Source organism: Proteus sp. TJ1640 (assembly GCF_003144445.1).
GTDB classification, from domain to species: domain Bacteria; phylum Pseudomonadota; class Gammaproteobacteria; order Enterobacterales; family Enterobacteriaceae; genus Proteus; species Proteus penneri.
Genome location: NZ_PENY01000022.1, coordinates 348,942 through 361,994, shown reverse-complemented (window position 1 = coordinate 361,994; position 13,053 = coordinate 348,942). Strand labels below are relative to the sequence as shown.

14 protein-coding genes are annotated in these 13,053 nt (G+C 40.2%); all 14 read left to right on the top strand.

Annotated features, from left to right (window positions below):
- Positions 1-13 precede the first annotated feature (13 nt).
- Positions 14-868, top strand: coding sequence for a winged helix family transcriptional regulator (locus tag DK861_RS10995; protein WP_109400115.1), 855 nt, complete (start codon positions 14-16; stop codon positions 866-868).
- A complete protein-coding gene (locus DK861_RS10990; RefSeq protein ID WP_006536331.1) occupies positions 868-1,386 on the top strand; it encodes a FidL-like protein in 519 nt (172 codons plus the stop codon). Before DK861_RS10995 ends, DK861_RS10990 begins: the two co-directional genes overlap by 1 nt.
- A 738-nt stretch (positions 1,387-2,124) precedes the next feature.
- Positions 2,125-2,403, top strand: a complete 279-nt coding sequence (locus DK861_RS10985) for a BMC domain-containing protein (protein ID WP_004249182.1) — start codon at positions 2,125-2,127, stop codon at positions 2,401-2,403.
- Positions 2,404-2,423: 20 nt separating this feature from the next.
- Positions 2,424-2,708, top strand: a complete 285-nt coding sequence (locus DK861_RS10980) for a BMC domain-containing protein (protein ID WP_006536329.1) — start codon at positions 2,424-2,426, stop codon at positions 2,706-2,708.
- A gap of 14 nt (positions 2,709-2,722) precedes the next feature.
- Entirely contained in the window at positions 2,723-3,001 is a 279-nt protein-coding gene (locus DK861_RS10975) for a BMC domain-containing protein (RefSeq protein WP_006536328.1), read from the top strand.
- A gap of 73 nt (positions 3,002-3,074) precedes the next feature.
- Positions 3,075-4,742, top strand: a complete 1,668-nt coding sequence (locus tag DK861_RS10970; protein ID WP_072069146.1) for an acetaldehyde dehydrogenase (acetylating) — start codon at positions 3,075-3,077, stop codon at positions 4,740-4,742.
- Positions 4,743-4,768: 26 nt separating this feature from the next.
- Positions 4,769-5,032, top strand: coding sequence for a EutN/CcmL family microcompartment protein (locus tag DK861_RS10965; RefSeq protein WP_006536325.1), 264 nt, complete (start codon positions 4,769-4,771; stop codon positions 5,030-5,032).
- 7 nt (positions 5,033-5,039) lie between these two features.
- Positions 5,040-6,188 (top strand): 1-propanol dehydrogenase PduQ, encoded by a 1,149-nt coding sequence (locus DK861_RS10960; protein WP_109400114.1) that lies wholly within the window; start codon positions 5,040-5,042, stop codon positions 6,186-6,188.
- Between the two features lie 56 nt (positions 6,189-6,244).
- A complete protein-coding gene (cutC, locus tag DK861_RS10955; protein ID WP_109400113.1) occupies positions 6,245-9,673 on the top strand; it encodes a choline trimethylamine-lyase in 3,429 nt (1,142 codons plus the stop codon).
- A gap of 100 nt (positions 9,674-9,773) precedes the next feature.
- Positions 9,774-10,724, top strand: a complete 951-nt coding sequence (gene cutD / locus DK861_RS10950) for a choline TMA-lyase-activating enzyme (RefSeq protein ID WP_109400112.1) — start codon at positions 9,774-9,776, stop codon at positions 10,722-10,724.
- 13 nt (positions 10,725-10,737) lie between these two features.
- Positions 10,738-11,229, top strand: coding sequence for a BMC domain-containing protein (locus DK861_RS10945; protein ID WP_109400111.1), 492 nt, complete (start codon positions 10,738-10,740; stop codon positions 11,227-11,229).
- Positions 11,229-11,873 (top strand): phosphate propanoyltransferase, encoded by a 645-nt coding sequence (locus DK861_RS10940; RefSeq protein ID WP_109400110.1) that lies wholly within the window; start codon positions 11,229-11,231, stop codon positions 11,871-11,873. Before DK861_RS10945 ends, DK861_RS10940 begins: the two co-directional genes overlap by 1 nt.
- 17 nt (positions 11,874-11,890) lie before the next feature.
- The gene (locus tag DK861_RS10935; protein ID WP_109400109.1) at positions 11,891-12,595 is read left to right on the top strand and encodes a hypothetical protein; all 705 of its coding nucleotides are present in this window, start codon (positions 11,891-11,893) and stop codon (positions 12,593-12,595) included.
- Between the two features lie 35 nt (positions 12,596-12,630).
- The gene (locus DK861_RS10930) at positions 12,631-13,047 is read left to right on the top strand and encodes a multidrug efflux SMR transporter (RefSeq protein ID WP_109400108.1); all 417 of its coding nucleotides are present in this window, start codon (positions 12,631-12,633) and stop codon (positions 13,045-13,047) included.
- The last annotated feature ends 6 nt before the right edge of the window (positions 13,048-13,053 follow it).

The window sequence follows — 13,053 nt, the reverse complement described above, 5'->3', positions numbered from 1 at the left end:
GAATGAGGGCACAATGAAATACAAAATAAATGCCTTAATTTATTACGACGCAACGGATGGCGCGATATCATTAGAAAAAGACAGTGTTGATACACATCTTTCTATTACTGCAAATGCGTTACTTTTTTATTTTATTCAGCACCCTGGAGTGGTTAATCGTGATGAAGTATTAAAACGTGTTTGGGATGATAATGGGTTAGTTTCATCAAATAGTAATTTAAACCAATATTTAAGTTTATTAAGAAAAACATTTCGCCATTATGGTATTGAAAATATCATTGTTACCATTGCGAAAGGACGATTAGAATTTAATCCAGAGATTTCAGTTGAATTAATTGATGATTCAACGCTATTACCTTCAACTAAAAAAAATGAAGAAGCGCCTATTTTAGTTAAAGATGAAAATCAAATAGCTGTTGAAACAGTGACTCCTTTATCTTTAACGCAAACACCTTTAGCGTCTACGCAAGAAGAAGCGCCTCAAAAAACACAGAAACCAGAAATTTGTTGGTATTTAGCCAGCATTGGTTTTTTATTAGGTGCGGTATTTCTTGCAGTGATCATCTTTTTTAACCAACATCAATCAAAGCCAATTTCACTAACACCATTAACACACAATGATTGTGAGCTACTTTCTAATGAAGCCATGATTAATTCCGCGGTAAGTGATAATTATGTGCGTAATTTTGACGCGGTAAGAAAGAAGCTTAATCTACAGTGTGTAAAAGGTGAGCGATTTGTTTTCTTTTATGGTGATAAATTACAAACAAATGGATTAGGGCGGGTATTTTTAGCTCATTGTGCAAAGAACGAAGATAACCCATTCAGTTATTGCGATAATTACTTTTACTATTCTTGGAAATACTAATGAAAATCTCAGGGAAACTTTTATGTTTTTTATCGGCCCTGATTTTTATCTTGGTCGCCACTTATGCAGCAACAAGATTATTAACGATTAAAAATGAAGGTGTCATGGTTTGCTCAACCAAAGGCATTATGCGTTTTGAAAATATGGAAGATGAAAATGTGAATGGTAATATTCATTTTTCATTTGGAGCCAATGGTAAAGGATCAATTGTTGTTGAAGGTTATACCACTTCAAAAGCAGGGTGGTTGTATTTACAACGTTATGTGAAATTTGATTATACGACCAAGCGTGTTTCACCGACAGAACGTCACTATTTTGTTAGCCAATGGGATGCTAGCGCATCATCAATTGATGAATCTCCAGACGTTATTTTTGATTATTTTATGCGCGAAATGTCAGATAGTCATGATGGGTTATTTATTAATGCGCAAAAGCTTAATGAGAAAACCTTACTATTAAGTTCGCTTAATTCACCTCTCTATATTTGTACCTTAAAACCGGGTAGTAAATTCGATTAACTTTGACGTTTTATCTCATGTTCTTTTTATCAAAAGGTGGTGCATTATAATCGCCTTTTGATTTAATCCCCTTCGTTTATAACTCTCTTCTTTCTTCTTTCTATCAGTGCTTATCGGCTTAGTTGAATGACAGTAATTAAAATTGATAACAGTGAGATTCACTCACTTCACTCACTTTGCTCATTTACGAGTAAAGATTTAATACGCTTATTCTTTGCAGGTTATCTGCTGATTATTTGAATAGAGTGTAGTAATAGTGATTCTGTGTCTTGCTACCAATACAAAGCACATCAATATTCACCTTGATAAAGACGTCATGACAAAAAAGAGCACGATTTGTATATAGACTTGATTTAGCCTTTTTCAATTATTGATCTTACGTTGAATTATCAGTGATATTCCGCACATCTTTCCCACCGATATGTACTGGCTTTTTGCACCTTTTAAACATCCTCCTAACAAAGTTAATTTGCCTGTTTTTTAATCTATCTTTTATGAGAGTGGGTAAATTTATAACGATGAAAAAAACAAATTAACAGGATAAATCTATAAATAGAGAAATAAAAAACGCTAAATACTAGAGTTAAATTCTATATTGTTTCATATCATGGATTTATATTTTGTTTTTGTTTTTCCGCGTTATAGTGATTTTGAAACCAACGTCTGCGTTTAAAAAATCACCACGCAGACACAATGGGCAAACGTAAACCGTTAAACGGCTTCTCGGAGGAAATGAAAATGGGTGATGCATTAGGTCTGATCGAAACCAAAGGTCTGGTGGCATGTATTGAAGCCGCTGACGCTATGTGTAAAGCCGCGAACGTTGAACTTATTGGCTATGAAAATGTGGGTTCAGGTCTCGTGACTGCGATGGTGAAAGGCGACGTAGGCGCAGTGAAAGCTGCAGTAGATTCAGGTGTGGAGTCAGCACAACGCGTGGGTGAAGTTGTTACATCGCTCGTGATTGCTCGTCCTCACAATGACATCAACAAGATTGTTATCAAACACAAGGCATAGTTTTTGCCTTAGGAGAACGTATGGGTGATGCATTAGGACTTATTGAAACTCAAGGGCTGGTGGCTTGTATTGAAGCTGCAGACGCGATGTGTAAAGCGGCAAATGTTGAGTTAATCGGCTACGAAAATGTGGGTTCAGGTTTAGTGACTGCAATGGTGAAAGGTGATGTAGGTGCCGTTAAAGCTGCTGTGGAATCTGGCTTAGAAGCTGCTCAACGTGTTGGTACTGTTGTGACTTCATTAGTCATCGCTCGTCCACATAACGATATTCAAAAAATCGTTGCCCAGTACAAAGTGACTGAATAACGAAGGAAATAAATATGAAAGAAGCACTAGGTCTAGTTGAAACCAAAGGTCTTGTCGCTTGCATTGAAGCTGCTGATGCAATGTGCAAAGCAGCCAATGTTGAACTGATTGGTTATGAAAACGTCGGTTCAGGTTTAGTGACAGCCATGGTGAAAGGCGATGTCGGTGCAGTCAATGCAGCGGTTGAGTCAGGTGTTGAAGCGGCAAAACGTATCGGCACCGTGGTGACTTCTCGTGTTATTGCAAGACCGCATAACGATATCGAGAAAATCGCACAACAGCATAAAGCCTAATTATTCAGGCGTGCTGTAAAGCAAAGAAATACGTTATTCAGCTAAATTTTTTAACTCCTGTATGGGGGAAAACATGGTTGCATTAGATAAAGATTTGCAATCCAGACAACTGGCTCGTGAGCTAGTTCGCAACGCGAAAAATGCACAACTTGTTTATGCTAAATTTTCGCAGGAAAAAATCGACAGTATTGTAAAACACATTGCATTTGAAGCGGCTCGTCACGCAGAAGAGCTGGCAAAAATGGCAAACGAAGAGACAGGCTTTGGTAAGTGGGAAGACAAAGTTCTGAAAAATACCTTCGCGTCATTGCGTGTGTATGAACATATGAAAGACATGAAGACCGTTGGCATTATCAATGACGATAAAGTGAAAAAAGTCATGGATGTTGGCGTGCCTTTAGGTGTTATCACGGCGTTAGTCCCTTCAACTAACCCAACATCAACCATTATCTATAAAACCCTAATTGCACTGAAAGCGGGTAATGCGATTATTTTCTCTCCGCATCCAAATGCAAAACAGTGCAGTTTCCGTGCGTTAGAAATTGTTAAAAAAGCGGCATTAGAAGCGGGTGCACCAGCAGGTATTGTTGATGGTGTGACATTACTGACACTGGAAGCAACAAAAGAATTAATGCACAGCAAAGATGTGTCATTAATTTTAGCGACGGGTGGTGAAGGTATGGTGCGTGCCGCTTATGCATCAGGTACGCCAACCATCAGTGGTGGCCCAGGTAATGGTCCTGCTTTTATCGAACGCAGTGCCGATATCAAAAAAGCAGTGAGCGATATCATCACCAGTAAAACATTCGACAATGGGGTTATCTGTGCATCAGAGCAATCCATTATCGTTGAGCGTTGCATTTATAACGAAGTTCACCGCGAGCTATTAGCGCAAGGTGCTTACTTTATGAATGACGAAGAAGCAACTAAAGTGGCTTCAATGTTACTGCGTGCTAACGGCACAATTAACCCAGCTGTCGTGGGTAAAGATGCGATTTATTTAAGTCAGCGTGCAGGTTTTAGTGTGCCAGCAAATACGCGTGTATTAATCGCATTACAAGATACCGTTTCACCTAAAAATCCGTATTCACGCGAAAAATTATGCCCAATCTTAGGAATGTATATCGAAGAAGATTGGAAATCAGCGTGCGATCGCGTGGTGCAATTACTGACTAATGAAGGTTTAGGCCATACCTTAGTTATTCATACCAAAAATGAAGATGTTATTCGTCAGTTCTCTCTAGAAAAACCGGTCAACCGTATTCTGATTAATACCCCAGCGGCATTAGGCGGCATCGGTGCAACCACTAATATTACTCCAGCGTTAACCTTAGGCTGTGGGGCTGTAGGTGGCGGTTCTAGCTCTGACAATGTCGGCCCAATGAACTTACTGAATATTCGTAAAGTAGGTTATGGCGTGCGTACCGTCGAAGAGTTAAAACAACCTTGTCCTTTAGCACAAGAAGCTGCTCAACCTGCTGTTTCTGCTTGCTCTGTTTCCAGTGCAAATCACCAGACCAGCATTCTTGATGATGACCGTTTTCGTTCACCTTCTTTAACCCCTGTTCATGCTGAATGTGCTACTGCACAACGTCAAACTCAAGGTGATGATCGCTTTGGTGCATCTCCTTATGCAACAACAGTAAGTGCTTGCGCGCAACAAGTGATTGAACAAGGTGATATTACTGAAGAAAACGTGGAACGCATTATCAAGGAAGTTCTCGGACGTCTGAGTAAATAACTCATTGATATAAGGCGATATAAACCATGATCCTCGCAAAGGTAATCGGACACGTAGTAGCGACACAAAAAAGCCCAGAACTTAAAGGTAGCAATTTATTAATGGTTGCCACTTTAGATGATGAGCTTAATCCACTGAAAAACAAAACCTATGTTGCAGTGGACAGTGTAGGTGCAGGTATCAACGACATTGTGTTGGCTGAAGAATACTTTGCACTGAACAAAGAACGTTACAAAGCGATGTCAGTGGTTGCCATTGTTGAGAAGGTTTATCGGGACAGTAAGGAGTAATAACGACATGAGTGAGTTTCTGATAAAACCCAAAATTCAGTTTGGCACCAATGCACTGAATTTTCTCTCTGGGTTAACTGCCCGCCGCGCATTTGTGGTGACAGATAAAGCAATGGTGAAGTTTGGCTTTGCAAATAAAGTTACCGATAAATTATTGCAACGGGGTATCGAGTTCCAAGTTTACGATGATGTTGCGTCAGATCCTGATATTTCAGCCATTGTAAGTGGTATGAAAATCATGGATGCCCATTATCCAGATTTGGTTATCGCACTCGGTGGTGGGTCGGTGATTGATGCCGCGAAAGCCGTTATGTACTCCCTCTGGCATACCCGTAAAGAGAGCAACAGAACAAAACCACAATTTATTGCGATCCCAACCACCAGTGGTACAGGTTCGGAAGTGACCTCTTTTTCAGTGATCAAATCACGCAGTGAAAAATTGGTCTTGGTTGATGCGTTTATGTTGCCTGATGTCGCCATTCTCGATCCTGAGTTGGTGAAGTCTGTACCGCCAGCAATTACTGCTGATACGGGAATGGATGTGCTTTGCCATGCGCTAGAAGCGTATGTTTCTAAAGCTGCTTCTGATTTTTCTGATGCAATGGCAGAGAAAGCCGTCAAGTTAGTGTTTGGTCATCTTATTGATTGCCATCATCAAGGCGACAACTTATTTGCTCGTGAAAAAATGCATAACGCATCTTGCATTGCGGGGATGGCATTTACTAACGCTTCGCTGGGTATTACACACAGTCTTGCTCACGCCTTAGGCGGTGTCTTCCACGTCCCTCACGGTCGAGCCAATGCGTTATTGATGACGCATGTTATTGCTTTTAACGCGAATTTTCATGGCGATTGCAATAGCGAAGCAGCAAAACGTTACGCCTATCTTGCTCAAAGCCTAGGACTTCCGGCTAATACGGTAAGAGAAGGGGTCACCAGTTTAATCGTCGCTATTAATGTATTGAAAGATGAAATGGGTATGCCGAAGAGTATTCGCGATACCGGTGTCAGTGAAGCGGACTTTTATGCCCGTTTAACGGAAATGGTCGGACAGGCTTTACGAGATAGCTGTACGCCGACAAATCCGCGTGACGTAAACACACACCAATTAGAAACATTGTATCGTCAGGCATTTGCCGGTGTATCACACAGTTAATGCTCAACCGAATTAATACCGATTAGGTCAAGTAAAGAACATCAGGAGAGCCTCACATGGCCAAATATTCTTTGACGCCACGCGTAAAAATGCTGGCAGAACGTTTAGTTTCACGTAATAGCTCCATCAGCACAGAGCGTGCAACCATTTTTGATTCATTAGACAACAGCATTGCAGGTGTGCCTCAAGCGATAAAACCTGCGCAACGTTTTTATGAGTTTATCCGCCATTTTCCAAGCTACATTGCACAAGATGAACTGATTATCGGCAGCCAGTCATCAACACCACGTGGCGCGATTTTCCACACTGAAGAAGAAGTGCGTAGCGACTCTATCTACCGTTTCTTAAGTATTAACAATAGCGTTGCATCACCCGATTACATGCTGGTGGTAAACCAAGGTTTCTTAGCAATCAAAGCACAGCTTGAAGACAGAATTAGAAGCATTGGCAGTGCCGTAAATCGTAGCAGTATGGATGAAGCTAATTACTGTAAATCAGCGATTTATGCATGTGATGCAGCACTATATTTTGCACAAATTCTATCTGCAAAAGCAGAGAATTTAGCCGCAATGGAAGGTAATCCATACCGTAAAGCTGAATTATTAGATAGCGCAGCAATATTACGTAAAGTCCCTGCAAAACCCGCAGAAACTTTTAAAGAAGCGGTTCAAGTATTCTATTTGCTGCAATTAGTCTTACACTTGGAAAATGGTAGCTATGCCATTAATCCAATGGGATTTGATAAAGCACTTTATCCATTCTATCAACGTGATATAGACCAAGGTCGTTTAACACAAGCACAAGCGTATGAAATTATTGAAAGTGTATGGCTGAAATTAGCAGAGCTTTCCGAAGTACGTGCGACCAAAGAAATTGATGGTTATCCAATGTTTGATGCAATGACGCAAGGTGTTGATATCAACGATCCACGTGTCAGTATTAACGAACTGTCAGAGATGCTGTTATCAGCTCGCGCTAATCTGTCAACCTTACACAGTTCACTGCAAGTACGTTTATATAATGGTCGTGCGAATTCACAGCCTCAATACGCTGCACCTTCTGCAAACTTTGTTGCACCTAGTGCGGATGCTGGCGAATTCAAAGTAATGGAAGGTTTAACACCTCGATTACAACGTTTACGTAATCGCTATTTAGAAGCACGTCCAAGTGTCTCCATTTATAGAGCATTAGCATTTACTGAAATTGTCCGTAATAACCCAGGGTTACCACCCATTTTACTGCGCGCTAAAGCATTCCGTCGTGCATGTGAAACCGCACCTATCTTAATTCAAGATGAAGAGCTAATTGTTGGACATCCTTGTGGAAAACCGCGTGCTGGCGCTTTTTCTCCTGATATTGCATGGCGTTGGGTTCGTGATGAACTCGATACTATGAGCACGCGTCCACAAGATCCATTCCAAATTTCAGAAGAAGACAAAAAAGTTATTCGTGAAGAGATTGTTCCATTTTGGGAAGGGCGCTCTTTAGATGAGATCTGTGAAGCACAATATCGCGAAGCGGGTGTGTGGGAATTTAGTGGTGAAACCTTTGTCAGTGATCTTTCTTATCACCAAATCAATGGTGGTGGCGATACTTGCCCAGGTTATGACGTTCTGTTATTCACCAAAGGTATGAACGGTATTAAAGCTGATGCGCAAGCTAAATTAGCTGAATTAAGTATGGAAAATCCTGCTGATATCGATCGTATTTACTTCTATAAAGCGTCGATTGAAAGCTGTGAAGGTGTGATTGCTTACGCTCACCGCATTGCAGAGCATGCGCGTGAATTAGCATCAAAAGAGAGCAATCCTCAACGTCGTGAAGAGTTACTGACGATTGCTCAAGTCAACGAAAACGTACCAGCTAACCCGCCTAAAACACTGCAAGAAGCACTGCAAAGTATCTGGACAGTTGAGTCACTGTTTGAAGTTGAAGAGAACCAAACGGGCCTTTCTTTAGGTCGTTTAGACCAATATTGCTTCCCAATGTATGAAAACGACATCAAATCAGGTCGTTTAACGCGTGAACAAGCACTGGAAATGATGCAAGCCTTTATCATCAAATGTGCTGAGTTAATGTGGATGTCGAGTGAGTTAGGTGCGAAATATTTCGCAGGTTATCAGCCATTTATCAACTTAACTATTGGCGGACAAAAACGCTCTGGTGGCGATGCATGTAACGACTTAACTTACTTAATTATGGATGCTGTGCGCTTTGTGAAAGTGTATCAACCATCACTTGCATGTCGTATTCATAACCAATCTCCACAGCAATATATGGAAAAAATTGTTGATGTGGTGAAAGCGGGTATGGGCTTCCCGGCATGTCACTTCGATGATTCTCATATCAAGATGATGTTGCGTAAAGGCTTCGATTTTGAAGATGCGCGTGACTACTGCTTGATGGGTTGTGTTGAACCACAAAAATCAGGCCGTATTTATCAATGGACATCAACGGGTTACACCCAATGGCCTATTGCGATTGAGTTTGTATTAAACCGCGGTCGTATGGTGTTGTTTGATAGCTATCAAGGTCTAGATACAGGTGATTTACGTGACCTGCGTACTTATGAAGATTTTGATCGCGCTGTAAAAGAACAAGTGGCACATATCATTCGTTTATCTGCAATTGGTACGGTGATCAGCCAACGTGTTCACCGCGATGTTGCACCGAAACCATTAATGTCTCTGTTGGTTGAAGGCTGTATGGAACAAGGTAAAGACGTGACCGCAGGTGGTGCAATGGTTAACCATGGTCCAGGTCTGATCTTCTCCGGTTTAGCGACTTATGTCGACTCAATGGCTGCTATTCGTAAGTTAGTTTATGAAGATAAAAAATACACCTTAGAACAAATTCGTGACGGTCTATTAGCCAATTTTGAAGGTCATGACGAGCTTCTACGTGACTGCTTAAATGCACCGAAATTTGGTAACGATGACGATGTTGTTGACCAATATGCATTAGATATTACGGAATGGACTGAGCGTGAATGTCGTAAATATAAGATGCTCTACTCCACATTCAGTCATGGCACGCTATCTATCTCTAATAATACACCAATTGGCGAGTTAACCGCGGCTACACCAAATGGTCGTTTGGCATGGAAACCATTATCAGATGGGATCAGCCCAACGCAAGGCGCGGATAAACATGGCCCAACAGCGATTATTAAATCAATCAGTAAAATGAATGTTGAAACCATGAATATTGGTATGGTTCATAACTTCAAATTCCTGAAAGGATTGTTAGATACCAATGAAGGTCGCCAAGGTTTAATTACCTTATTAAGAACGGCTTCCATTTTGGGTAACGGCCAGATGCAATTTAGCTATGTTGATAATGAAGTACTGAAAAAAGCGCAATTAGAGCCTGAAAAATACCGTGACTTAATTGTCCGTGTTGCTGGCTACAGTGCTTACTTCGTTGAATTATGTAAAGAAGTTCAGGATGAAATTATCAGTCGTACTGTGATTGAGAAATTCTAATCATAGCCATAGGGATGGCGCAGGCTATCCCTTTTAATCGACAAGACAAGATTTAAATTTATCGAACAGGGATGTTTGATGCAGATTTGGAGGCGTAAAGATGGAGACGGCGGCAGAAACAAGAGGTCGGATATTTAATATCCAGAAATACTCTATTTATGACGGTGATGGTATTCGTACTCTCGTTTTCTTAAAAGGCTGTAATATCCGCTGCCCTTGGTGTTCCAATCCAGAAGGTCTCAGCAGTGAATTTCAAGTGATGTACTCTCGCGACAAATGTGTAGATTGTGGTAAATGCGTCGATGTTTGTCCTGCAGGTGTGCATTACATGACAACCAATGAAAATGGTAAGCAAGTTCACCGTGTTGATCGTGGCGTCGATTGTATCGGTTGTCGTAAATGTGAAGAGGTCTGTATCTCTGATGCGCTTGATATTATGGGAAAAGATGTTTCTGTCTCTGAATTAATGAAAATCATCATGCAAGATTATGACTTTTACATCTCTTCTGGAGGTGGTGTCACTATCGGTGGCGGTGAAATGAGTTTACAAACTGATTTCGCGGTTGCGCTTTTACGAGAATGTAAAAAGATGATGATCAATACCGCTGTGGAAACTCAAGCGACCACCAACGTGGCGAATTATGAAAAATTAGCGGAAGTCGTTGATCAATTTCTGATTGATATCAAACACATTGATACTGCTCAGCATAAAGCGTTGTTTGGCATTGGTAATGAGAATGTCCGCCGTAATCTAGAGCGTTTAATGGATCTCGGTGCCAATGTGGTTATTCGTATGCCTTTAGTGCGAGGTTATAACGATTCTTATGATGCGATCACTGGTGCGATTAACTACGCCATGGAGCTCTCAAAACGCGGTAATCTTCAGCGCATCGATATTCTTCCTTATCACCAATTTGGACGTAATAAGTACGAAAAATTGGAGATGATCTATCCAATAAAAGTCGATCCAAGTTATACGCCAGAAGAGCTAGATAGCTTAGAAGCCTTCTTTAAGAAATTTGATTTCGATATCCGTCTTGTCCGTCATTAAGTAGGAGAGAAAGATGAACAGTTTAGGTGTGATTGAAACACGAGGATTAACCGCAGCCATTCAGGCGGCAGATGCGGCTTGTAAAGCAGCAAACGTGGAAATTATTGGATACCGAAAAGTAGGCTCTGGGTTGGTATCAATCTGTTTTCAAGGCGAGATCAGTGCAGTAAGAACGGCGGTTGATCATGGTGTTGATGTGGTTAGCCAAAAAGAGCTGGTTATTGGCTCGTTGGTTATTGCAAGACCAGAGCCAAGCGTTATTACTAAATTACTGACAATAAAAAGTAAGAAAAAATCGCCCGCTATTGCTGAAAAAGTACAAGAAACCGTACTTGAAGCAGTCGTTGAAGACCCTGTTAAAAACGACGTTGAGAAGCTAGAGGCTGCAAAAGCTGTTGCAGATTTACCGGCTCAAAATATTGCCGCTGAAACTAAAGCTACGACAGACAAAGTACAAAGCAGTAAGAAAGAGATCAAACCAGAAGGCCGTAAAGGTAAAAAATAATGATTAATCAACAACTCATGGGAAAAATCCTCTCTCGTTTACCTGTACACGGCGTGATGTCGGGAGAGACGCAAGGAATGGCAATCCCTGTTGGTATTTCTAATCGACATGTGCATCTTTCACAACAAGATGTTGAAGCATTATTTGGCAAAGGTTATCAACTCACTCCGTTTAAAGATCTTAAACAACCGGGTCAGTTTGCAGCAAAAGAGTGTGTGATTGTTGTGGGATCTAAAGGTTCGATCAGTAAAGTTCGTGTTTTAGGGCCAGTTCGTCCACAAAGCCAATTAGAAATTTCAAAAGCTGACTGTTTTGCATTAGGTATAAAAGCACCAGTACGTGAATCGGGTGATTTAGTTGGTTCTGGCAATGCTGTTTTAATGGGGCCTGCGGGTCATGTGGAATTAAAAGAACAAGTCATTTGCGCACAACGCCATATTCATATGAGTGAAATTGATGCCAGAATGTTAAACGTTACGAATGGGCAAAAGGTACATGTAAAAACAGAAGGTGAGCGTAGCCTGATTTTTGATGAAGTCGTTGTTCGTGTCAGTGAGAAATTTTCTTTAGAATTTCATATAGATACTGATGAGGCCAATGCAGCAGGACTTCGTAACAACGATAGCGTATTTATTGTCAGTTAAGACAATGAGGTGACGTAATGGACAATCTGTTAATTGAAAGGATAGTGGCTGAAATAGAAAAAAGAATGAAAAAGTCGGTGTTGTTAGCACTTACACCTGCACCGGGATACCAAGATGAAATCTGTCAGCGTATCAACACATTTTCTCATGTTCGATTTTCTCTTTTTGTCACAACACAGGCACAAGTCAGTCATGATTTGTCGAAATGGCGTCATCTAGGAGAAATGTATAATGCGGGTGAGTTTGATATTAATACGTTATCTTCTTATCACGCTTTATTCATTCCTTATTTCGATAAAAAGCTGGTGGGAGAGATTATTAATGGTCTATTTATCAGTGAAGAAGGGAAATTAATTCATTCTGCGCTTGCTAAAAATATTCCTATTATAGCATTACCTTATTTTTGCCAACCAGAAAGTGAATTAAATGAGATTTTAGGTTTAAATAAAAATAAAGAATATAACCTGCTTATTCAGGAAAATATTAGCCGATTAAAATCAATGGGGATTGTGTTTCACTCTATAAATAATGTTGAAGCTAATTTAATAAACCATGATATTAACCATCAAGCTAAACCTGAACATAAACCTGAAATTAAACAAGAGAATAATAATCGCTATATTACTTTAAATGAAGTAATGAATAATCCTAGAGAATATCATTTATCGCAAGATAAATTGACGGATTCTGCTATTGAATATTTAAAAAGCTTAAAAAATTAATATTAAACTATATCTGATAACTCAGGAGTCTTATTATGTCCCCAAAAGCAAAATCATGGCTTTGGATGTTGGCGGTTATTATTTCAGAAACCTCAGCAACCTCTACCTTAAAAATGTTTGATAATAGTGAAGGTACCACTAAAACATTATTATTAGGCTTAATTGTTGTTCTTTATGTTATTTGTTATTACTCATTATCGCGTGCAGTAAAAAATATTCCAGTTGGTTTAGCTTACGCAACATGGTCTGGTACAGGCATATTAGTTGTATCAACATTAGGTATGGCATTTTATGGCCAACATCCTGATACTGCGGCCATAATCGGTATGGCTGTTATTGCCAGTGGTATTGTGATTATGAATCTCTTTTCCAAAATGGGATCAGAAGAAGGGGAAGAAGAAACAACCGAAACTCCTAATATTAAACAGGCTGCATCGCCAGTTAATAAATAAATCTAT